This is a genomic window from Pseudomonas sp. ZY71, from assembly GCF_036542145.1.
Classification (GTDB): domain Bacteria; phylum Pseudomonadota; class Gammaproteobacteria; order Pseudomonadales; family Pseudomonadaceae; genus Aquipseudomonas; species Aquipseudomonas koreensis_A.
The window spans coordinates 3,518,202-3,540,608 of sequence record NZ_CP144274.1; the positions used below are offsets into that span (position 1 = coordinate 3,518,202).

General features: G+C 59.8%; 14 protein-coding genes. 5 read left to right on the forward strand and 9 right to left on the reverse strand.

Annotated elements, in window-relative coordinates:
* Positions 1-91 precede the first annotated feature (91 nt).
* Positions 92-1,522 (forward strand): cytochrome c oxidase accessory protein CcoG, encoded by a 1,431-nt coding sequence (gene ccoG, locus VY732_RS15530; protein ID WP_331691142.1) that lies wholly within the window; start codon positions 92-94, stop codon positions 1,520-1,522.
* A gap of 420 nt (positions 1,523-1,942) precedes the next feature.
* Positions 1,943-3,352 carry a GntR family transcriptional regulator MpaR gene (gene mapR, locus VY732_RS15535; RefSeq protein ID WP_034155962.1) on the forward strand — a complete coding sequence of 470 codons (1,410 nt, stop codon included), beginning with the start codon at positions 1,943-1,945 and terminating at the stop codon, positions 3,350-3,352.
* Positions 3,353-3,468: 116 nt separating this feature from the next.
* Here mapR and VY732_RS15540 read toward each other — a convergent pair whose 3' ends face one another.
* The 7 genes from VY732_RS15540 to tpx form a co-directional block, all read right to left on the reverse strand.
* Positions 3,469-4,215 carry an SDR family oxidoreductase gene (locus tag VY732_RS15540; protein WP_038368973.1) on the reverse strand — a complete coding sequence of 249 codons (747 nt, stop codon included), beginning with the start codon at positions 4,213-4,215 and terminating at the stop codon, positions 3,469-3,471.
* A gap of 195 nt (positions 4,216-4,410) precedes the next feature.
* Positions 4,411-6,492 (reverse strand): putative bifunctional diguanylate cyclase/phosphodiesterase, encoded by a 2,082-nt coding sequence (locus tag VY732_RS15545; protein WP_331691143.1) that lies wholly within the window; start codon positions 6,490-6,492, stop codon positions 4,411-4,413.
* Between the two features lie 301 nt (positions 6,493-6,793).
* Positions 6,794-8,266, reverse strand: a complete 1,473-nt coding sequence (locus VY732_RS15550; RefSeq protein ID WP_331691144.1) for an efflux transporter outer membrane subunit — start codon at positions 8,264-8,266, stop codon at positions 6,794-6,796.
* The gene (locus VY732_RS15555) at positions 8,263-11,370 is read right to left on the reverse strand and encodes an efflux RND transporter permease subunit (protein ID WP_331691145.1); all 3,108 of its coding nucleotides are present in this window, start codon (positions 11,368-11,370) and stop codon (positions 8,263-8,265) included. Before VY732_RS15555 ends, VY732_RS15550 begins: the two co-directional genes overlap by 4 nt.
* Before the next feature lie 142 nt (positions 11,371-11,512).
* Positions 11,513-14,614 carry an MdtB/MuxB family multidrug efflux RND transporter permease subunit gene (locus VY732_RS15560; protein ID WP_331691146.1) on the reverse strand — a complete coding sequence of 1,034 codons (3,102 nt, stop codon included), beginning with the start codon at positions 14,612-14,614 and terminating at the stop codon, positions 11,513-11,515.
* Complete coding sequence (locus VY732_RS15565; protein WP_123593354.1) at positions 14,611-15,918, reverse strand: MdtA/MuxA family multidrug efflux RND transporter periplasmic adaptor subunit; 1,308 nt, start codon at positions 15,916-15,918, stop codon at positions 14,611-14,613. Before VY732_RS15565 ends, VY732_RS15560 begins: the two co-directional genes overlap by 4 nt.
* Positions 15,919-16,093: 175 nt before the next feature.
* Positions 16,094-16,594: a thiol peroxidase gene (gene tpx / locus VY732_RS15570; RefSeq protein WP_016987527.1), complete on the reverse strand. Its 501-nt coding sequence runs from the start codon at positions 16,592-16,594 to the stop codon at positions 16,094-16,096.
* A 340-nt stretch (positions 16,595-16,934) separates the two neighbouring features.
* On the opposite strand from tpx, the gene VY732_RS15575 reads away from it, so the two are divergent.
* On the forward strand, positions 16,935-17,360 hold the full coding sequence (locus tag VY732_RS15575) for a YciI family protein (RefSeq protein ID WP_331691147.1): 426 nt from the start codon (positions 16,935-16,937) through the stop codon (positions 17,358-17,360).
* A 254-nt stretch (positions 17,361-17,614) separates the two neighbouring features.
* Here the strand turns inward: VY732_RS15575 and VY732_RS15580 are convergent, their stop codons facing one another.
* Positions 17,615-17,983 carry a DUF6124 family protein gene (locus VY732_RS15580; RefSeq protein WP_077572690.1) on the reverse strand — a complete coding sequence of 123 codons (369 nt, stop codon included), beginning with the start codon at positions 17,981-17,983 and terminating at the stop codon, positions 17,615-17,617.
* A 641-nt stretch (positions 17,984-18,624) separates the two neighbouring features.
* Here VY732_RS15580 and VY732_RS15585 point away from each other — a divergent pair.
* The gene (locus tag VY732_RS15585) at positions 18,625-20,253 is read left to right on the forward strand and encodes a J domain-containing protein (protein WP_331691148.1); all 1,629 of its coding nucleotides are present in this window, start codon (positions 18,625-18,627) and stop codon (positions 20,251-20,253) included.
* Positions 20,250-21,245 (forward strand): DUF3829 domain-containing protein, encoded by a 996-nt coding sequence (locus VY732_RS15590; RefSeq protein ID WP_331691149.1) that lies wholly within the window; start codon positions 20,250-20,252, stop codon positions 21,243-21,245. The genes VY732_RS15585 and VY732_RS15590 overlap by 4 nt, the downstream gene beginning before the upstream one ends.
* 49 nt (positions 21,246-21,294) lie before the next feature.
* On the opposite strand, the gene VY732_RS15595 is transcribed toward VY732_RS15590, so the two are convergent.
* Entirely contained in the window at positions 21,295-21,969 is a 675-nt protein-coding gene (locus VY732_RS15595; protein ID WP_331691150.1) for a DUF3313 domain-containing protein, read from the reverse strand.
* Positions 21,970-22,407 lie beyond the last annotated feature (438 nt).

Genomic DNA, 22,407 nt, shown 5'->3' on the forward strand with positions numbered 1-22,407 from the left:
TCCGCTTTTTATTGAAATACCTGAGTCTGTTATGCAAACAGATCGGCGCTCATAGTGCTCTGGCCTGATGGAGGCTGATGAGCGAATAACCATGAGCGAACAAATCCCCGTCCGAACCGTAGAAGCATCTCCAACTATCAAAAGTGTGCCCGCACGCCCAATGAAGGCGACGGCCAAGTCCAGCGACAACCAGATCCACACCCGCAGCTTCACCGGCCTGTTCCGCACCCTGCGCATGAGCGGCGCGGGTTTTCTGTTCGTGCTGTTTTTCGGCACCGTATGGCTGAACTGGGGCGGACGTCAGGCAGTGCTCTGGGATCTTTCCGAAAGCAAATTTCACATCTTCGGCGCGACGTTCTGGCCGCAGGATTTCATTCTGCTTTCGGCGCTGCTGATCATCGCTGCGTTCGGCCTGTTCGCCATCACCGTGTTTGCCGGCCGGGTCTGGTGCGGCTACACCTGCCCGCAGAGTTCGTGGACGTGGATCTTCATGTGGTGCGAGAAAATCACCGAAGGCGAGCGCAACCAGCGAATCAAACTGCAAGCCGCGCCGTGGAGCCTGAACAAACTGGCCCGGCGCGCGGCCAAACACACCTTGTGGCTGGCGATCAGCGTGCTGACTGGCCTGACTTTCGTTGGTTATTTCACGCCGATCCGGCCATTGGCCGAAGAACTGCTGACCCTGCAAATCGGCGGCGTCAGTCTGTTCTGGGTGCTGTTCTTCACTGCCGCCACTTACATCAATGCCGGTTGGCTGCGTGAGGCGGTGTGCATGCACATGTGCCCGTATGCGCGGTTCCAGAGCGTGATGTTCGACAAGGACACCCTGGCGATTTCCTACGATGTGGCCCGTGGCGAGAATCGTGGCCCGCGTAAACGCGACGTGAAACCGCTCGAGGCTGGCCTCGGTGATTGCATCGACTGTCAGTTGTGCGTGCAGGTCTGCCCGACCGGCATCGACATCCGCGATGGCTTGCAGATGGAGTGCATCGGTTGTGCCGCGTGCATCGATGCCTGTGACTCGATCATGGACAAAATGAACTACCCGCGTGGTTTGATCCGCTACAGTTCCGAGCGCGAATTGCAGGGTGGCAAGACTCACCTGCTGCGTCCGCGTTTGATCGGTTACACCGTAGTGCTGGTGGCGATGATCGGCGCATTGGCATTGGCGTTGGTCGAGCGGCCGATGGTCTCGCTGGACGTGACCAAGGATCGCGGCTTGTTCCGTGAAAACGGTCACGGCCAGATCGAAAACATCTATAGCCTCAAAGTCATCAACAAGACCCAGCAACGCCAGGATTACAACCTGACGCTGGTGGACGGCGACGGCTTCCAGTTGCAAGGCAAGACCGAGCTGAGCCTGGCCCCGGGTGAGATTGTCGATGTGCCGGTGTCGGTGGCGATGACCACAGAGCGCCCGGCCAGCAGCTCGCAAACCTTGAGTTTCAAGATTGCCGACAGCGATGAGCCTGAGGTTTATAGCGTGGCGAAGAGCAGGTTTGTTGCGCCGATGAATCGCTGAGCCGTTAGAATCTTTTCCCCTCACCCCAGCCCTCTCCCGGGGGTAGAGGGGGCCGACCGAGGTGTCTGTCGCTATACATCGACCTGACAGACCGAGTCGATTATGGATTCAGCAAAACACTTTCAGGCCGAGTCGATTATGGATTCACCAAAACACTTTCAGGCCGAGTCGATTGTGGATTCAGCAAAACACTTTCAGGCCGAGTCGATTGGGATTCAGCAAAACACTTTCAGGCCGAGTCGATTATGGATTCGGCAAAGCACTATCAGGTCGAGTCGATTATGGATTCGGCGAAGCACTTTCAGGTCGGTGTATTTAGCAAGCATCCCCCAATCAGTCCCCTCTCCCTCTGGGAGAGGGCTAGGGTGAGGGGCAGTTCTCCTGACACACCTCATCATCAACCAGCACCAAGGCTCCTCGATGAAACGCTACGAAAAATTCGCCGACGACATCGCTGAACTGATCCGCTCCGGCGTCCTTGGCCCCGGCCAGCGCGTGCCTTCGGTGCGCTACGCCAGCCAGACCTACGGCGTCAGCCCGTCCACGGTGTTCCAGGCCTATTACCTGCTCGAACGCCGTGGCCTGATCCGTGCTCGGCCGCGCTCCGGCTACTTCGTCAACACCCACGCGCCGAGCCCGTTCTCAGAACCGGTGATCAGCAGCCACGTCAACGACTCGACCGAAGTCGACGTCAGCGAACTGGTGTTCTCGGTCCTCGATTCGATCAAAGATCCGAGCACCATCCCCTTCGGCTCAGCATTCCCCAGCCCGACCCTGTTTCCGCTGCAACGCCTGTCGCGCTCGCTGGCCAGCGCCGCCCGCGAGATGGACCCGCGCATGGTCGTCACCGACATGTCGCCGGGCAATCCGCAACTGCGCCGGCAAATCGCTCTGCGCTACATGGTCGGCGGCCTGATGCTGCCGATGGAAGAATTGCTGATCACCAACGGCGCCCTCGAAGCGCTGAACCTGTGCCTGCAAGCGGTCACCGAACCGGGCGATCTGGTGGCCATCGAAGCCCCGGCGTTCTACGCCAGCCTGCAAGTACTGGAACGCCTGAAACTCAAAGCCGTGGAAATCCCCGTGCACCCGCGCGACGGCATCGACCTCGGCGTCCTCGCGCAAACCCTCGAACGTCACCCGATCAAGGCCTGCTGGTGCATGACCAGTTTCCAGAATCCGATGGGCGCGACCATGCCCGAGGCGAAGAAACAGGAACTGGTCGAACTGCTGCGCCGCCACCAAGTGCCGCTGATTGAAGACGATGTCTACGCCGAACTCTATTACGGCCAACAGGCACCGAAACCGGCCAAGGCTTTCGACACCGAAGGTCTGGTGATGCACTGCGGCTCGTTCGCCAAAAGCCTGGCCCCCGGCTACCGCATCGGCTGGGTCGCCGCCGGGCGTTATGCGCAGAAAATCGAACGACTGAAATTGATGACCTCGCTGTGCGCCTCGATGCCGGCGCAAGCAGCGATTGCCGATTATCTGCAACACGGCGGCTACGACCGGCACCTGCGCAAACTGCGCTACGCACTGGAAGAACAGCAAAGCGCGATGCTCGCTGCGATTGCCCGTTACTTCCCGGCGCAGACGCGGGTCAGCCAACCGGCCGGTGGCTACTTCTTGTGGCTGGAACTGCCGCCGCAGATGGATTCATTGAAGTTGTTTCAGATGGCACTGGCGCAAGGCATCAGCATCGCCCCGGGGCCGATTTTCTCGCCGACGCAGCGCTTCAGGAATTGCATTCGGCTGAACTATGGCAGCCCTTGGACTGAGGACTCGGAGAAGGCGATGGAGACGTTGGGGCGGATTGTGCGGTCGTTCTGACAGATTATTGCTGCCCCGTCAGAAGCTATCGCGAGCAGGCTCACTCCTACAGGGGAACGCATTCCAAATGTAGGAGTGAGCCTGCTCGCGATAGGGCCAGAGCGGCCACCGCTGAATTAACGCCCGCCCCCCAAATCAACAAACGTCCCGGTCGCATACGACGCCTTGTCCGACAACAACCAGACAATCGCCTCCGCCACTTCATCCGGCCGGCCGCCACGGGCCATCGGAATCGCCGACTCCAGCTTGCTGACCCGATCCGGATCACCGCTCAAGGCATGGAAATCGGTATAGATGTAACCCGGGCGCACCGCGTTGACCCGAATCCCCTCACCCGCCACTTCCTTGGACAAGCCAATGGTGAAGGTATCGAGTGCACCTTTGGACGCGGCGTAATCAACGTATTCGTTTGGCGAGCCAAGACGCGAGGCCACCGACGACACGTTGACGATGCTGCCGCCCTGCCCGCCGTGCTTGGGCGACATGCGCAGGATCGCGTGCTTGGCGCAGAGAATTGGCGCCAGGACATTGGTTTTCATGATCTTGAGAATGCGAAATTCGGACATTTCGTCGACCCGCGACTTTTGCCCGACGGTGCCAGCATTGTTCACCAGGGCGGTGACGCGGCCCAACTCGGTGTCGACGCGATGGAACAGCGCGATGACTTCGTCTTCGATGCTGACGTCGGCGCGCACGGCGATGGCTTGTGCGCCCAATGCGCGGACTTGCTCCAGCACGCTTTGCGCGGCTTGTTCATCCGACTGATAGTTGATGCAGATCCGATAGCCTTGCTCGGCAGCCAACAACGCCGTAGCGGCGCCAATCCCGCGCCCGCCACCGGTGATCACAATGACTTTATCCATGCTGGCCTTTCCCCCAAATGCACACGTAACAGTCGGGGGGAAGAATAACCGCCATTGGCGGGTTTTGCATGAGGTCTGTTGTGTCGGGCCGGACGCCTTCGCGAGCAGGTCGAATCGTCGCACCGTCGCTCCCACAGGGGTATGCATTCAAAATGTAGGAGCGAGCCTGCTCGCGAAGAACGATAACGCAGTCGATCAGACCGCCGCTAACTGCTCACCCCGCGCAATATCCTGCATGAATTTGTCCGCCGGCATCGGATGCCCCAACAGATAGCCCTGCAACGAATCACAGCCCAACTGCGTCAGAAATTCCTGCTGCACACCGGTTTCGACACCCTCGGCGACAATCCGCAATCCCAGCGCCTGCCCCAGCGCGACAATCGCGGAGACAATCGCCGCATCGTCGCTGTCATGCTCCAGATCGCGTACAAAGCCACGGTCGATCTTCAACTCGTTGGCCGGCAAGCGCTTGAGGTACATCAAGCTGGAATAACCGGTGCCGAAGTCATCGATCGACAGATCGACGCCCATGTCCGACAACTCCTGCAATACCGTCATGCTCGCATCGGCATCGCTCATCGCCGTGGTTTCGGTGATTTCCAGAGTCAGGCTGTTGGCCGGCAAGTGGTGCGTAGCCAACGCCTTGGCCACGCTGCGCACCAGCCCGGTGTGGCAGAACTGCAGGGCTGACAGGTTCACCGCAATGCGCCAATCGGTGTAACCGAGCACGTACCATTCGCGCATCTGCCGGCAGGCTTCATTGAGCACCCATTCACCGATCGGAATGATCAGCCCGGATTTCTCTGCCAGTTCGATGAACTTGTCCGGCATCAGCATACCGTGAATCGGGTGTTGCCAGCGCAGCAACGCTTCAGCACCGACCGGACGGCCATTGGCGGCGTCGAACTTCGGCTGGTAATACAGACTGAACTGGCTGTGTTCCAGCGCCGCGCGCAGATCTTGCAACAACTGCAATTGCTTGCGCGCGTTGTTGTTCATCGATGCATCGAAGAAGCTGTAACCGTTTTTGCCGCCGCCCTTGGCGTGGTACATCGCCGCGTCGGCGTTCATCAGCAACTCCTGCGCGTTCTGGCCATTGCCCGGATACAGGGCAATGCCGACGCTGGCGGAGATCTGCAAGTCATGCTCGGCGACACGGAACGATTGCGCAATCAGACCGACCTGACGTGCCGCCAGCCCCAGCGCGTCATTGGGTTCGGTCAGACGCACCAGCAACACGAATTCATCGCCACCAATACGCGCCAGTGTGTCCGGGCCGCGCAAGTCTTCACGCAGACGCAACCCCACTTCACGCAGCAACTGATCGCCCATGTGATGACCAAACGCATCGTTAACCGGTTTGAAGCCGTCCAGATCGATGAACATCAAGGCAAAACAGCCGCCCTGCTCATGAACCTTTTTCATCGCCTGATTGATCCGGTCGTCGAGCAACATGCGGTTCGGCAGGCCGGTCAGGGTATCGTGCAGGGCCAGTTGGGTGAGTTCGCGGTTGGCCACGGTCAATGAGTGCGCCAGATCAGCGGTGCGCGCTTCGAGGCGGGCGTCGAGAATCGAGGTCAGCAAGGCAATCGACAGCACTGCCAACGTGGTGATCAACACCAGACTGTCGAGGCCGTTGCCCTTCAAGCCATTGACGGTGGCGCCACAGAAACTGCCATCAGGGAATTGCGCGGCGGCCATGCCGGTGTAATGCATGCCGACAATGGCGATGCCCATGATGATTGCTGCGCCGCCACGAATCAGCCGCACGTACGGCGAATGCTGACGCAGGCGAAAGGCGATCCACAGCGCCGCCGCCGACGCGCCGACAGCGATGAGCAGCGAGGCGCCAAACAGCGTCGGATCGTAGTCGATCCCCGGTGTCATGCGCATCGCCGCCATGCCGGTGTAATGCATGGCACTGATCCCGGCCCCCATGATCAGAGCGCCGAACGCCAGTTGCAGAATCGGCAGCTTCGGCTGGCTGACCAACCACAAGGCAAACCCGCAGGACAAGACCGCGATCAGCAGTGACAGCGCGGTCAGGGTGATGTCGTAGCCGAGATCGATCGGCAGCTTGAAGGCGAGCATGCCAATGAAGTGCATCGACCAGACGCCGATGCCCATGGCAAACGCACCTCCGGCCGTCCAGAAATGAACAGCTCGGCCCTTGGCCGTGGCAATGCGACCGGTGAGATCGAGCGCGGTGTAGGAAGCGAGAATCGCCACGCACAACGAAATGAAAACCAGGGTGGAGGAATAACTACCGATGAGCATGGGAATTCTCGTGGCCACCCAACGCGGATTGCGTCCATTCTCGGTCGGGCAAATGCGGCGATTGTACTGATTGCACAGAAGAACGCACTGACAAAGTAAGCAAATGGCCATCAAGCCGATGAAACGCTCGTTTGATCGGCAGACGAGGCTCTGGCGCGGCGCTCACGGCTTTACCCGATCGTTCCCACGCTCTGCGTGGGAATGCCTCAGCGGACGCTCTGCGTTCGGCTCTGGATGGGACGCGGAGCGTCCCGGGCTGCATTCCCACGCGGAGCGTGGGAACGATCAGTGAAGCCAACCTTCAGCGGGTGTTATCGCTGACATCCAGTTGTCCGTCCCAACCACCGCCCAGCGCTGCGATGAGTTGAACACTGGCGATCAAACGGCTTTGCAGAATGTTCAGCACGCTGCGCTCGTTGCTCAGCGCCGTGGCCTGCACCACCACCACATCGATGTAAGCAATCAACCCGGCCTTGTACTGGTTTTCGGTCAGGCGCAGGGAGTCGCGGGCGGCATCGAGGGCTTCCTGGCGCACCGCCGCTTCATCCTCGTAGACCTTGAGCTGCACCAGGTAGTTTTCCACCTCGCGGAAACCGTCGAGCACGGTCTGGCGGTACTTGGCCACGGTCTGGTCATATACCGCCTCGGTGCGGTCGACCTCTGCCGAACGAATGCCACCGTCAAACAGCGGCAACGCCAGTTTCGGCCCGACCGACCAGAAACGGTTCGGCAGGCTGATCAGGTTCTGCGAGGTACTGCTGCTGTAACCGCCGCTCAGGCTCAAGCTCAGATCCGGGTAGTACGCGGCTTTGGCCACGCCGATGTTGGCGTTGGCGGCGATCACCGAGCGCTCTGCCGAGGCGATGTCCGGGCGCCGTTCCAGCAACTGCGAGGGCAAGCTCAATGGCACCTGCGGCAACTTCGGAATGGTCTGCACTTCAGCAATGTTGAAATCCGCCGGCGCTTGACCGGTCAGCACGGCAATCGCATTTTCGAACTGCGCACGCTGCCAGATCAGGTCAACCAGATCGGCCTGGGTGCTTTTCAGTTGCGTCTGCGCCTGTGCTACCGCATCGCGCCCGGAAACGCCCGCGCGGTATTGGTTCTGGGTCATTTTCAGCGAGCGTTCGTAAGCGGCAACCGTGGCTTCGAGCAGACGTTTTTGCTGGTCGATCACGCGCAGTTGCAGGTAGTTCTGCACCAGTTCCGACTGCTGGCTCAGGCGCATGGCGGCCAAATCAGCAAAACTGGCCTGGGCGCTGGCCTCATCGGCTTCCAGTCCACGGCGCAGCTTGCCCCACACGTCTGCTTCCCAACTGACGCCCAGCTCAGCATTGTAGGTGTCGCGGATACCGCTGGAGGAACTGCTCAGACTCGAACTGCTGCTGCCGGTGCCTTGGCTTGAGCGGGTTTTACCCAGGCTCAGATCGACACTCGGGTAAAACGCCCCGCGCGCGCTGCGCACCAAAGCCTGCGCTTGCCGGTACTGGGCTTCCGACTGCGCGACGGTCTGGTTGGAATTGTTGAGTTTTTCGATCAAGCCGTTGAGCTGCTGATCGCCGTACAACTCCCACCACGCACCCCGGGCCAACGAATCACTCGGGTTGGCCTGAGTCCAGCCTTCGGCCTCCTTGTACTGGGCGATTTCCACGGTTTGCGGGCGCTGGTAGTCCGGGCCGACAGCGCAGGCACTGAGCATCGCCACGCACAGCGACAGGCTCAGCAGACGCGAGCCTCGTACAGTAGCCAGATTGATAAGCGAACGGTCAGTCATAGCGGAGTTTCCAGAGCGGCGTCAGTGCGCACGCCACGCCATTTGTTGAAACGATGGCGCAGCTTGTCGAGATAGAGGTAAACCACAGGGGTGGTGTAAAGCGTCAGCACCTGGCTGAAAATCAGTCCGCCGATGATGGTCAAACCCAGCGGCTGGCGCATTTCCGCACCTTCGGCCCGGCTGAGCAGCAACGGCAAGGCGCCGAGAATCGCCGCCAGGGTGGTCATCAGAATCGGCCGCAAGCGTTGCAGACAGGCACTGCGAATCGACTCCAGCGGCGACAGGCCCTGATGCCGTTCCAGTTGCAGCGCGAGGTCGATCATCAGAATGGCGTTTTTCTTCACCACGCCAATCAGCAGGAACAACCCGAGCAACGAGATCAGACTGAACTCGCCGCCCAGCGCATAGATCGACAGCAACGCACCGACACCGGCCGACGGCAGGGTCGACAGGATCGTCAGCGGATGGATGTAGCTTTCATACAGCACGCCCAACACCAGATACACCGCCAGCAGCGCGCCGAGAATCATGAACGGCTGGCTCTTCTGCGTCGCGGCAAAAGCGTCGGCGGTACCGGCCATTTTCGCGATGACATCTTCCGGCAGACCCAACTTGGCAATCGCCCGCTCGATCGCGGCACTGCCCTGCTCCACCGTCACGCCTTCGGCCATGTCGAAGGAAATGTCTTCCGAGGCGAATTGGCCTTCGTGGCTGACGCGGTCATCTTCCAGGCTGCTCTCATAATGAGCGATCGTCGACAGCGGCACCCGCGCACCGTCAGCGGTGATCACCTGCACCTGCTTGAGCGTCACCGGGTCCTGGGCGTATTTCGGATTGACCTCCATCACCACCTGATACTGGTTGAGGCTGTCATAGATCGTCGAAATCTGCCGCTGGCTGTAGGCGTTGTTCAACACTGAGGTAACCATGTCCATGTCGATCCCCAGGCGCTTGGCCTGATCGCGGTCGACGATCAACGTCACTTGCTGGGCACCCTTGCCTTCGCGCGCGTCGATCGCGGTCAGCTCAGGCAATGCCCTTAACGCGGCAACCACTTTTGGATACCACTTGCGTAACTCGCCCAGATCGCCACTTTGCAGGATGTAGCTGTACTGCGAGGTAGTCTGTTCGCGGCCGCCGCCAAACTGCAGATCCTGATCGGCCATCAGCATCAATTGTGCACCGGGGACCTTGGGCATTTCCTTGCGCAGGCGCTCGATGACTTTCTGTGCATTGAGCTGGCGCTCCTTGATCGGCTTCAGACGTACCAGCATGAAAGCGTTATTGGTGCCGTTGGAGCCACCGATGAATCCGGCGACACTCTCTACCGCCTCGTCCTTGAGCACGGCACGGCGAAAGATTTCCATTTTCGGCTGCATCACGCTGAACGACAGACCGTCGTCACCGCGCACGAAACCGATCAACTGGCCGGTGTCCTGCTGCGGCATGAAGGTTTTCGGCACCACCACGTACAGCGCGACGTTGACGCCAACGGTGATCAGCAGACTGAGCAAGGTCAGACGACGATGGCGCAACACCCAGTCGAGGCTGGTGGCGTATTTGCCGACCATCCAGTCGTTGGTGCGGCGGCTCCAGCGTTGCAGACGGTTTTCCTGCCCCGGTGTGTGCGGTTTGAGCCAACGGGCGCAGAGCATCGGTGTCAGCGTCAGCGAGACCACCAGCGACACCACAATAGCCGCCGCCAAGGTGATGGAGAACTCGCGAAACAGGCTTTCGACAATCCCGCCCATGAACAGAATCGAGAGAAATACCGCCACCAGCGAGACGTTCATCGACAGCAAGGTGAAACCGACTTCCTTGGCCCCGAGGTACGCGGCCTGCATCGGTTTGACGCCTTCGTCGATGTGCCGGGAAATGTTCTCCAGCACCACAATGGCATCGTCCACCACCAGTCCGGTGGCCAGAATCAGCGCCATCAGCGACAGGTTGTTCAGCGAGAAGCCGTAGAGGTACATCACCGCAAAGGTGCCGACCAGCGACACCGGTACCGCCAATGTCGGAATCAGCGAGGCGCGGAAGTTACCGAGGAACAGGAACACCACCAGAATCACCAGCGCCACCGCAATCAGCAGGGTCATCTCGGCTTCATGCAAAGTGGCCTTGATCACCGGCGAGCGGTCCATGGCCAGGTTCAATTTCACGCTGGCGGGCAGGACGGCTTGCAGGGCCGGTAATTGCGCCTTGATCTCGTTGACCGTCTCGATGATGTTGGCGCCGGCCTGGCGGTTGATCACCAGCAGCACGGCCGCGTCATCGTTGAAGAAGCCGCTGTTGTAGCGATCTTCGACGCCGTCACTGACCTTGGCCACGTCCTTGAGGCGCAGCGCGGCGCCGTCGGCGTAGTGGATGATCAGTGATTCGTAATCCTTGGCTTTTTCCAGCTGGTCGTTGGCCTGGATCTGCCATAGACGCTGACCGTCCTCGACCGAACCTTTTGGCCGGCGCACGTTGGCATCGGCGATAGTCTTGCGCACATCGTCGAGCGCCACGCCGTACTGGTTCAGCGCCTGCGGTTCGAGTTCGACGCGCACCGCCGGCAGCGAACTGCCGCCGATCTGCACTTCACCGACGCCCTGCACTTGCGACAGGCTCTGGGACAGAATGGTCGAGGCCAAGTCGTAGAGCTGACCTTTCTCCAGTACATCGGAGGTCAGCGACAGCACCATGATCGGTGCCTGCGACGGGTTGACCTTTTTGTAGGTCGGCATGCTGCGCATACCGCTCGGCAACAGGTTGCGCGAGGCGTTGATCGCCGCCTGCACTTCCCGCGCGGCGCCGTTGATGTCGCGATCGAGGTCAAATTGCAGAATGACCCGGGTCGAACCCTGACTGGAGCGGCTGCTCATGGTATTGACGCCGGCAATCGCGCCGAATGAGCGCTCCAGCGGCGTGGCCACGGTGGACGCCATGACCTCCGGACTGGCGCCGGGCAGGCTTGCCTGTACGACGATCACCGGGAAATCCATTTGCGGCAGCGGCGCCACCGGCAGCAGACCGAAGCTGACACCGCCGAGCAGCATGATCGCCAGGCTCAGCAGCATCGTCGCCACCGGACGTTTGATGAAAGGACCGGAGAGGTTCATTGACCACGATCCCCAACGTCACACCCATCCCCTGTAGGAGTGAGCCTGCTCGCGATAGCGGTGTGTCTGCCTTCACTGATATTGAATGTGCCGGCCTCATCGCGAGCAGGCTCACTCCTACAGGGGTTATGTGTATGGACAGTCATACCGACACCTCTTCAGTGTCAGCATTGGTCTTGCCAAAGCGTCGCCCGAGGCGGTCGAAATACAGGTAGATCACCGGCGTGGTGAACAGCGTCAGCACCTGACTCACCAGCAGACCGCCGACCATCACCAGACCCAGCGGTTGACGCAGTTCAGCCCCGGAACCGGTGGCCAGCATCAACGGCACCGCACCAAACAGCGCCGCCAGCGTGGTCATGAGGATTGGCCGGAAGCGCAGTAGCGCGGCCTGATAGATCGCCTGCTCCGGCGCCATGCCTTGGGTGCGTTCAGCATCGAGGGCGAAGTCGATCATCATGATCGCGTTCTTTTTCACGATACCGATCAGCAAAATGATGCCAATGATCGCGATCATGCCCAGGTCATTGCCGCTGAGCAGCAGCGCCAGCAAGGCACCGACTGCCGCAGACGGCAAGGTCGACAGAATAGTGATCGGATGAATGTAACTTTCGTACAACACGCCGAGCACGATGTACATGGTCACCACCGCCGCCAGAATCAGCAGCAAGGTGCTCGACAGCGACGCCTGGAAAGCTTCGGCCGCACCCTGGAACTGGGTCTGCACGCCGACCGGCATACCGATGTCCTTCTGCACCTGCTCGATAATGTCGACCGCATGTCCCAGCGCTACACCGGGTGCCAGGTTGAACGACATCATCACTGCCGGGAACTGGCCGATATGAGTGATCGCCAGTTGCGCCTGACGCTCCTCGATATGCGCCAGACTCGACAGGCGTACCTGTGCGCCATCGGTGGTTTTGACGTGAATCTGGTCCAGCGCCTGCGGGCCGATCTTCTCTCCGGCCTGGGCTTGCAGCACCACGCGGTACTGGCTGGCCTGGGTGTAAATGGTCGAGATCTGCCGCTGACCAAAGGCGTCGTACAGCGCATCGGTGATGTTCGCCACCGAGACGCCAAGGCGGGATGCCGCATCGCGGTCGATCACCAGATACACCTGCAAGCCCTTGTCCTGCAAATCACTGGCAACGTCGGTCAGTTCCGGACGCTGCGCCAGCGCTTCGACCAGACGCCCGCTCCACTGGCTGAGCAGGTCGGAGTCCGGCGAGGACATGCTGAACTGGTATTGCGTACGGCTGACGCGGTCTTCGATGGTCAGGTCCTGCACCGGCTGCATGAACAGGCGAATGCCGACCAGTTTGTCCAATTGCGGTTGCAGGCGCGCGATCACCTCAGTGGCGCTCAGATCACGATCTCCATGGGGCTTGAGGTTGATCAGCAAGCGCCCGCTGTTGAGCGTGGCGTTGTCGCCGTCGACACCGATGTAGGACGACAGGCTCTGCACCGCCGGATCTTCGAGAATGATTTTCGCCAGTTCCTGTTGGCGCTCGCCCATGGCCGCAAAGGAAATCGACTGTGGTGCTTCGGAAATGCCCTGAATCACCCCGGTGTCCTGCACCGGGAAGAAGCCCTTCGGCACGACCATGTAAAGAAATACGGTCAACCCGAGCGTAGCGATTGCCACCAGCAAGGTCAGTGGCTGGTGCTTGAGCACCCAGCGCAGCATCCGACCGTATTCGGCAATCATCCAGTCAATCACCGCACCACTGGCCCGGTAAAAACGGCCTTGCTCATGTTCTTCCGGCTCACGCTTGAGCAGACGCGCGCACATCATCGGCGTCAGGGTCAGTGAGACTACCAGCGAAATCAGGATCGCCACCGCCAGGGTGATGGCGAATTCGCGGAACAGGCGCCCGACCACATCGGCCATGAACAGCAGCGGGATCAGTACTGCAATCAGCGACAGCGTCAGGGAAATCAGGGTGAAGCCGATCTGTTTGGCACCCTTGAGCGCGGCCTGCATCGGGCTGTCGCCCTCTTCGATGAAGCGCGAAATGTTTTCCAGCATGACGATCGCGTCGTCGACCACAAAACCGGTGGCAATGGTCAGCGCCATCAGGGTCAGGTTGTTGACCGAGAAACCGGCGAGGTACATCACGCCGAAGGTGCCGATCAGCGACAGCGGCACCGCCACTGAGGGAATGATCGTCGCACTGGCGCGGCGCAGGAACAGGAATGTCACCATCACCACCAGAGCGATGGCGATCAGCAGTTCGTGTTGCACGTCAGTGACCGAGGCGCGGATGGTTTGAGTGCGATCCGTCAGCACCGTCACTTCGAGGCCGGCCGGCAGGTTGTCGGTGATGCTCGGCAGCAACGCCTTGATGCGGTCGACCACCTCGATGACGTTGGCACCCGGCTGACGCTGGATGTTCAGCAATACCGCCTGATTCTGGTTGGCCCACGCAGCGAGGCGCTCGTTCTCGGCGCCATCGACGATTTCCGCCACGTCCTTGAGCCGCAATGGCGCGCCGTTCTTGTAGGCGAGGATCAGGTTGGCGTAGTCCTCGGGCGAGGTCAGTTGGTCGTTGGCATCGAGCATCGACACCCGGGTCGGGCCGTCGAAGTTGCCTTTCGGCTGGTTGACGTTGGAGGCGCCGATCAGGGTGCGCACGTCCGACAGGTTCAGGCTGTTGGCCGCCAACGCTTCCGGGTTGACCTTGATTCGCACCGCCTGACGCTGACCGCCGGCAATGCTGACCATGCCGACGCCGCTGATCTGGGCGATTTTCTGCGCCATGCGTGTATCGACCAGGTCATTGAGCTTGGGCAGCAACATGGTTTTCGAGGTGATCGCCAGGGTCAGTACCGGGGTGTCCGCCGGGTTGACCTTGTTGTACACCGGTGGCGCGGGCAAATCGGTTGGCAGCAGATTGGTCGCGGCGTTGATCGCGGCCTGCACCTGCTGTTCGGCGACGTCCATGTTGATGTCGAGGCTGAAACGCAACGTCAGCACCGACGCACCGCCGGAGCTGGTCGAGGCCATTTGCGTCAGGCCCGGCATCTGCCCGAACTGGCGCTCGAGCGGTGCGGTCACGGCACTGGTCATCACATCCGGGCTGGCGCCGGGATACAAGGTCATGACGCGGATAGTCGGGTAGTCGACCTGTGGCAGCGCAGAAACCGGCAGTAAGCGGTACGCGATCAGGCCGGCCAGGACGATGGCCAGCATGCTCAGGGTGGTGGCTACCGGTCGGAGGATGAACAGCCGCGAAATGTTCATGCGCCCTTCTTGGCCTTATCGGTGACAGCAGCGTCAGTCGGTGTGGCGGCAGATTTGCCTTGCAGGTGTTCGGTCGGCGTGGTCGGCACTTGGTTGCTGTCGTTGACCACTTCCACTTCACTGCCTTCCTTGAGGCGGTCGGTGCCTTCCAGTACCACACGATCGCCGGCAGTCAGGCCTTCAGTGATGACGGTGTTTTCGCCGTCGCTGGCGCCGATCTTCAGTTGGCGAATGGTGACTTTCTTGTCGCCGTCCAGCGCATAAACGAAGGTACCGTTGGTACCAAACTGGATGGCCGCCGACGGTGCCAGGACCACGCCTTTCAGCGTGTCAGCCAGCAAGTGCACGTTGACGAACTGGTTGGGGAACAGCGCCTGATCGCGGTTGTCGTAGCGGGCCTTGAACTTCAGGGTGCCGGTGGCGACGTCGATCTGGTTGTCGAGACTTTGCAGCACCCCGGTGGCTTGCAGTTTGGTGTCGCCGCGATCCCACGCTTCAGCCGGCAGCTTGGCGCCGCTGCGATAACGCGCGAGTACGGTTTCGAGGCTGTTTTCCGGCAAGGTGAAAGCGACGCTGATCGGTTGCGTCTGGGTGATCACCGCGAGGAACGTGGTGTCGTTGGCGGTGACGAGGTTGCCGACGTCGACCTGACGCAGACCGACGCGACCGGCAATCGGCGCGCGGATTTTGGTGAATTCGAGATTGAGCTTGGCGTCGTTGACTGCGGCCTGGTTGGTCTTGACCGTGCCCAGATACTGGCCGACCAGTGCTTCGGCGGTGTCCAGCGTCTGTTTGGCGATGCTGTCCTCTTTGTACAGACCGCGATAACGCTCGACGTCGACCTGGGCGTTTTTCAGTTGTGCCTGATTCTGCAGCAACGTGCCTTCAGCCTGTAGCAAGGCGTTCTGGTACGGGCGCGGGTCGATCTCGGCCAGCAGGTCACCAGCCTTGACCATCTGGCCCTCTTCGAAGTTGATCTTGACCAACTCGCCGCCCACCCGGCTGCGCACGTTGATGGTGTTGAGCGCGGTCACCGTGCCCAGTGCCTTGTAATACAGCGGGAAGTCGCCCGTGACTGCCGGCGCCACGCGCACCGGAATCGGCCCGGTGCCGCCACCGAAGCCCGGCCGCATCATCCCCGAACGCCCGGTGTGCCCGGCTGCCGCCTTGTCAGCGCCCTCTTTGTGGGCTGAACCGGCGGGCCAGAATTTCCAGCACAGGACGGCGATCACCAACAAGACAAGCAGGCTGATCAGCCAGCGACGGGAGTTACGAGGGGACGATTGCATGGAGTCATTAACCATTGGGCGCGTGGGCTTCTTTTACGGGAGGCTGAACGATAAGCACTGATGGGGAATTAGCAAAGCAGCTTTACCGGCAATTTACTTACACCTTACGTTTCAAGGTGTGAGGCAAAACACTGATACACAAATGAAAACGGCCTGGACAGGGCCAGGCCGTTAACAATTGTAAAAGCGCTTACTTGAGAACGGACAGCGCCGCTTCGTAGTTAGGCTCTTCGGCGATTTCCTTGACCAATTCGCTGTGCAGGACGTTGTCGTTTTCGTCCAGAACCACAACGGCGCGAGCGGTCAGGCCTTTCAGCGGGCCGTCAGCAATGGCCACACCGTAGTTCTCGATGAACTCGGCACCGCGCAGGGTCGACAGGTTCTGTACGTTTTCCAGACCTTCGGCGCCGCAGAAACGCGCTTGAGCGAACGGCAGGTCAGCGGAGATGCACAGCACTACGGTGTTTGCTACTTCGTTGGCCTGAGCGTTGAACTTGCGCACCGAGGTGGCGCAGGTCGGGGTGTCGACGCTTGGGAAGATGTTCAGCACTTTGCGCTTGCCGGCGAAGTCTTTCAGGGTGACGTCGGACAGATTGCCGGCAACCAGAGAAAAGGCTGGCGCCTTGGAACCGGCTTGTGGCAACTGGCCGTTGACTTGAACCGGATTGCCTTTAAGGGTGACTTGAGCCATGACTTGAGTCCTTCTGATGTTTTGATTGGAAAGCATGCAAGAGGCCGAAGTTAACCACGAAATTGTCCGACGACCTATGCCCTGACTGAAATTGTTAGGTGCCTGCGCAAAAAATTGTATACAAAACCACCGCCGCTCCCCTGTAGGAGTGAGCCTGCTCGCGATAGCGGTCTTTCATATACGCAAATGTTGACTGACACACCGCTATCGCGAGCAGGCTCACTCCTACAATGGATCTGCGGTGTGAAAAATTCTCCGCACTTTTACCTGAGACCTTGTCGATTCACCGCTGGCCCGTTCGACTAAACAACGAATCCCCACAATCCACGGAGTACCCGCCATGCGATTCATGATCCTTGTAAAAGCCAGCGCCGATTCGGAAGCCGGCATCATGCCCAGCGAAGAACTGATCACCGCCATGGGCAACTTCAACGAAGAACTGGTCAAGGCCGGCATCCTGATCGATTGCGATGGCCTGCACCCGAGCAGCAAAGGCGCTCGCGTGCATTTCTCCGGGGACAAACGCACGGTCACCGACGGGCCGTTCATCGAGACCAAAGAACTGGTAGCGGGTTACTGGATCTGGGAAGTGAAATCAAAAGAAGAAGCCATCGAATGGGTCAAGCGCTGCCCTAACCCAATGTCAGGCGATTCTGATATTGAAATCCGCCAGATATTTTCTGCCGAAGACTTCGGCGCCGAATTCACCCCCGAAGCGCGTGCCCAAGAAGAACGCGTTCGCGAACAGGCCAAGAAAAACAGCTGAACCGGATATCCCCATGTAGGAGCTGCCGAAGGCTGCGATCTTTTGATCTCAAAAAGCAAAGTCAAAAGATCACAGCCTCATTTCATTCGACAGCTACAGAATCGATCACTCGGGCGTAGAGCGGATCTTGATCATTCCCACGCTCTGGGTGGGAATGCCTCAAGGGACGCTCCGCGTTCCAGTTCGCGAATTTGACGCAGAGCGTCATGGGCTGCATTCCTTTGCTGCGCGTGGGAACGATCATTCAAGAGAGATCAGTTCTTGAGTTCGACGTGATCCAAGGCTTGATTCACCGCCAGTTCTCCCAACATGACAACCTGTGCGATACCCAGTGCAGTCTTGCGCTGCGAGGTTTCCAGCGAGGCGGCAAAGTTGATCAGCATCTCGCTGGCCGAGCCGAGGGTTTCGCTGGCGTTGGCGAGCAGGGATTCGGTGTTGTACCTGGGATTGGCGAGGTACATGGGTTCCGGCTCGTTGACGCTGGACATGATGCCTGCGGCGGGATTGAGGTAGTAGTCGAGGGCGCGGTCGGCGGCTTCGTGGAGTTTTTTACTGTCGACTGAAGCGTAGGGGGATGTGCTGTCGGCGTCTGATTCTGGGGGATTGGGTGTTGGTTTTTTCATGGTGTAACTCCACTGGAAAGTTAGAGCTGCCCCATTCGGTTTCCGGACGAAGAGGTGGCAGCTGTACGCAGGTTGGAAACCCGGGCAGCGGCGACCCGGTCGACCCGAAGGTCTCCCGCGCACAGCCGCCATAACGGAGTGCACACATTCGAAGTGCGCAAGGATACGTTATGAAAAGCGTGTACGCGCCACTAATACCCGTCGGGGTTTCCAGTCCCGGTCGCTGATTTGGCAGCGACGAACACAGGCTAGAGACCCGACGTCCGACGGACAACCTGAAAACCTTGTGGGAACGTTCCGCAAATTCAAAACAACCTTAAACATCCCGAATTGAAATACGCACAGGTAGGAGCTGCCGAAGGCTCGGGCCGCGATCGGACGATCTTTTGATTTTGCATTTAAAAAACACGATCAAAAGATCGCAGCCCCGTATCACTCGACAGCTCCTGTCGCCACTGCGCCGTCCCCTTGCAGGGTCAGTTGGCGGGTGATGCGCGGCGATGGCGGCAACCCGTATTTCCGCTGGTTCGTCGGCAAATAAACCACGGCTGAGGACTTTTCGACGCGAAACAGGTAGGGTGCGCAAAATCAAAGTGCCATCACTGGACCGCGTCGCAGGTTTTCATGGAGTTGTACACGCAATGAGTTGCTGGACCGTCCTTGGCCTCACGGCCGACGCCGATACGCGCAGTATCAAACGCCAATACGCTGCCCTGCTCAAACAGACCCGTCCGGACGAAGACGCCGAGGGCTTCCAGCGCCTGCGTGACGCCTACGAGCAAGCCTTGAATTACAAGGAATGGGCGCAGGCCAACGAAGACAACGAAGCGCAGGACGACACTTGGGACTTGACCGGCCTGACCGTGGTCGAAGTCGATGCCTTGCAACAGGCAACTCGCTCGCTGCACGGCACCAGCCTTGCGCAGTTGCAACAGCGCCATGCCCTCGCCGTTGAGCAGGGTTGCGCGCATATCCTCGAAGAGACCCTGCTGCAGCACTGCATCGAGAACCCGGATACATCGGCGCTGATGGTCGATTGGGCGGTGCAGACTTATCACTGGTTCAGTGCCTGGCAGCGCCTGGAACTGGACGAGGAATCCATCGAACATTTGCTCGATCAGCAGCGCGAACGCATTACTCGACCGCTGCGGGATGCCCTCGAACGTGAGGACAGTGCGACCTTTTTGCAGGCCTACGCACAGTGCGGCCAATACCTGTGGCTCGACGCTGAAGTACACCGACTTTGGTTCAACCTGTTCCTCAGTCGATTGCTGCTGGACAGCGAATACTGGTCCTGCGCTGTTTTCGAGCAGGTTTGTGCGGGCCAGGGCTGGCATTCCGGCCCTTCCAACCGATGCCCGAAAGATGAATGGAAGCGTCTGACCGCGCGCCATGAGGCACCGATTTTTATCGCGCAACAGCGTCAACTCGCGCAAGAGCCGCCCGCCACTGCCGAACACCGCGCCGCGCGCCTGTTGCTCGGTAGCGGCCCGTTCAGCCAGCGTCGGGCGCTGGCCCGGCGCCTGCGTGAGAAAGATTGGGAGCATTGCCGACATTTGAGTTCGGCGCTGTACGCCAATCATCCGAAAGTCTGCGCTGAGTTGCCCGGTGGCACCGCGTTCTTCTGGCGCGACTGGGAACTGAAACGCGGCGAATGGCCGACCTACGTTGCCGTGGTGCTGGCCTGTCTGATCGGTGCGTTTACTCATTTCATCCCGCTGGGGCTGCGCGTCACCGGGCTGATCAATATCGTCATGACCTCAACGATCGTGTTTGGCGTGATCGCTGCGGGCATCAACTGGCTGACGCACGAACTGGCGCACACCCATTGGCAGCTGGATGACCGCCTCAGCGCACGGTTGTGGCCGGGGTTCGCCAAGGACGCTGCGCCGTTCGGCGTACTGCGCGATCTGATTCCCTGTGCATTGATGGTGGCCGGGCTCACTTGGTTTTTCGGCCCCATTGCTGGCGTCGTCTATGCGGCCACGCTTGCCAGCGTGGGTTTGATCCGTCGCCGTCAGGTCAAGCCACACACGTCCTGGGAAAAGACCAACCTGCCGGCGAAAATCGGCCTGACGCTACTTGGGGTTGTCGCCCTGGTGCTGGTGCTGGGCGTGTTCAAAGTGGCCGCCAGCCAAGGCACGGTCAATCGCAATCAAGGCCTGCAACCCTGGGCCGAGCGTTTGTGTAGCCGGTTGCCGGCGAGTTCTTTCGATTGCGGCGCTCCGGCCACCCGTGAACAGTGGTATCCGGCGGAGGCACGACCATGACCTCAAGATTCATGTTTGTCAGCGGCGTTGTGGTGGTGCTGGTGGTGATGGGGTTGGCGAGCGCGACCCGACCGTTCCTGAAGCTCGACCTGTGGCTTGATCAGCGCGAATCCCCCGTGACCGCGCAGGCCAACGCGTTGAGCCCGATCATCGCCTGCGTCAACCGCGTCGATGTGCACTGGCGTAACGCCTACGACAAAAACCAACATCAGCGGCCAACCGCTGATGCGTTCGGAAAGTATATTTCCGAGCCTCAGGATTTCGATAACAGTGATGCATTCACTGTGCGTGACATCCAGGAAGATACCTGCCTGCGGGATATCAACGAAAAGCTCGAGCTGCTGGCCTACCAGCCAGCGCTGTCGCAGAAAGTCCGTGACTACGCGCAAGCACTGAAGTGGGCATCGGTGATTTCGCCACCGACTCGACTCGATAAAAGTGCGAGCTTCTTTGTCGTCCCGTTCAACCAGACACCGCAGCTGCTTGCGCAAATTCAGACCGCCAGCAATGCCTATATCAGCGCATCGACTGCCTTGAGGGATGAACTGCTGCCACTGGACATCGCGCAGCGACCCGAACAGCTCAAGCTCCTTGAGGAACGCGTAGGCAAGGAGATCCACTGGTCGCTGCTGGCGTACATGATTCAGGCCCGGGAGACCTTGGAGCGGCTGGAAGACGGGATGAAGCACCGTACTCTGACCCCACAAGCCGTGGCCGAAACCACCGCTGATCTGCAACAGGCGTGGAATCGCGGTGGGCCTTTCATCGGCCCGCGTGAGCCTGGTTTTCGTAACAAAGACGATGATGCGCGCGAGCTGTGGCGCCACATCCGTGAGCCTGCGCAGCACTATCTCGACGCGCTGAACACCCTGCACAAGGACTGGCAGAACCACGCCGAACCGCAACGCTTGAGCGACGATTACTACGCTGTCACCCGTGGCTACGACGCCCTGCTCAGCCACTACAACCGCCAGGCACGCGCCAATTTCTGAGGGTGTGCACAGGCCGGACGGTCCTCGCGGACAATCCGGCCTGGTGCGCTTACTTGGCTTTCTTGAGCTTCAGATACGACTGACGCAGGTCTGAGGCCCAGCCATCAATGACGGGTTTGACGTCGTTAGTGCTCATTGCCTGCGAATCATTTTCCAGTGGCTTGCCGGTGCCTTTGCGCACCACTTGCGCGACGACCTTGTTATTCGCGCCATCGAGGAACACCGCTTCGGTGGCCAACGTAGTTTCCTGATCGCGAATACCGCTGGCGGTGCTGACCGCAGCGGCAACCAACGCAATCGGAATCACCTCGTAAGCGTGCAGTCCTTCGGTGGAACTGCTCACGGCGGTGATTGCCGCACGCACCACAATCACGCCAGGGCCTGGGCCGGTGGCCAACGGCAAGTCTTTGCCGATTTCACGCTTGAGCGCCTGATCGTAGTAGGCAGTGATGCCATTGAGGGTTTGCTGGGAGATCTTCGCGGTCGGTTGCGGTTTCGGGTAGAGCTGGGTTGGCTCGATATAAACGCTGGTGAATTTCCTGACGTCGACCTTCGGATCGATCCAGCGCATGACCTCGGCACCGGACGGCGATTTGGCCTCTTTGAGCTGGCTGTAGTCCTTGAGGAAGCCGGAGTACTCTTTCGGGTCGACGGTTTTGCTGGAACAACCTACCACTGCGAGGGTGGCAAAACACAGTGTGCCCATCATCACTGCTAGCTTCATGCTGTAACTCCTGTCAGAAGGCCGAAAACTTCGCCCGGGGGAGTTACAGGTATAGCTAAAACCTCAGTAATTGCGATTGCAAAGCACAATATTCACGCAACGCTGCGCGGCGGATCACAAGCGTCATTTGAAAGACGTCGAGCATCCGGCAACGCTGCATCGAGCTCTTGGCCATTTGTGAACTTCAAGAATCCGCTGCATTGGAGCAATCTGAGCCAGAACGCTGCAGATGCTGTTGCAGGGCTGGAAGAAGATGAACATGGGCGATCCGGCGCTTAAGTGACCGGCTGGAAATTGCCTTCCCTCACCCTAGCCCTCTCCCAGAGGGAGAGGGGACCGATTGGGGGAGATTCGAGAGTTCCGCCGACTTGAGCGATTGGCTTTGAATCCATAATCGACTCGGTCTTTCACGTCGGTGCAGGACGACAGCCAACTCGG

Excerpts from the sequence above, each read along its gene's own strand:
- VY732_RS15565 (WP_123593354.1), bottom strand. The coding sequence starts at position 15,918 with ATGGTTAATGACTCCATGCAATCGTCCCCTCGTAACTCCCGTCGCTGG.
- tpx (WP_016987527.1), bottom strand. The coding sequence starts at position 16,594 with ATGGCTCAAGTCACCCTTAAAGGCAATCCGGTTCAAGTCAACGGCCAG.
- VY732_RS15580 (WP_077572690.1), bottom strand. The coding sequence starts at position 17,983 with ATGAAAAAACCAACACCCAATCCCCCAGAATCAGACGCCGACAGCACA.
- VY732_RS15555 (WP_331691145.1), bottom strand. The coding sequence starts at position 11,370 with ATGAACCTCTCCGGTCCTTTCATCAAACGTCCGGTGGCGACGATGCTG.
- VY732_RS15540 (WP_038368973.1), bottom strand. The coding sequence starts at position 4,215 with ATGGATAAAGTCATTGTGATCACCGGTGGCGGGCGCGGGATTGGCGCC.
- VY732_RS15595 (WP_331691150.1), bottom strand. The coding sequence starts at position 21,969 with ATGAAGCTAGCAGTGATGATGGGCACACTGTGTTTTGCCACCCTCGCA.
- VY732_RS15590 (WP_331691149.1), top strand. The coding sequence starts at position 20,250 with ATGACCTCAAGATTCATGTTTGTCAGCGGCGTTGTGGTGGTGCTGGTG.
- VY732_RS15585 (WP_331691148.1), top strand. The coding sequence starts at position 18,625 with ATGAGTTGCTGGACCGTCCTTGGCCTCACGGCCGACGCCGATACGCGC.
- VY732_RS15550 (WP_331691144.1), bottom strand. The coding sequence starts at position 8,266 with ATGACTGACCGTTCGCTTATCAATCTGGCTACTGTACGAGGCTCGCGT.
- VY732_RS15560 (WP_331691146.1), bottom strand. The coding sequence starts at position 14,614 with ATGAACATTTCGCGGCTGTTCATCCTCCGACCGGTAGCCACCACCCTG.
- ccoG (WP_331691142.1), top strand. The coding sequence starts at position 92 with ATGAGCGAACAAATCCCCGTCCGAACCGTAGAAGCATCTCCAACTATC.
- VY732_RS15575 (WP_331691147.1), top strand. The coding sequence starts at position 16,935 with ATGCGATTCATGATCCTTGTAAAAGCCAGCGCCGATTCGGAAGCCGGC.
- mapR (WP_034155962.1), top strand. The coding sequence starts at position 1,943 with ATGAAACGCTACGAAAAATTCGCCGACGACATCGCTGAACTGATCCGC.
- VY732_RS15545 (WP_331691143.1), bottom strand. The coding sequence starts at position 6,492 with ATGCTCATCGGTAGTTATTCCTCCACCCTGGTTTTCATTTCGTTGTGC.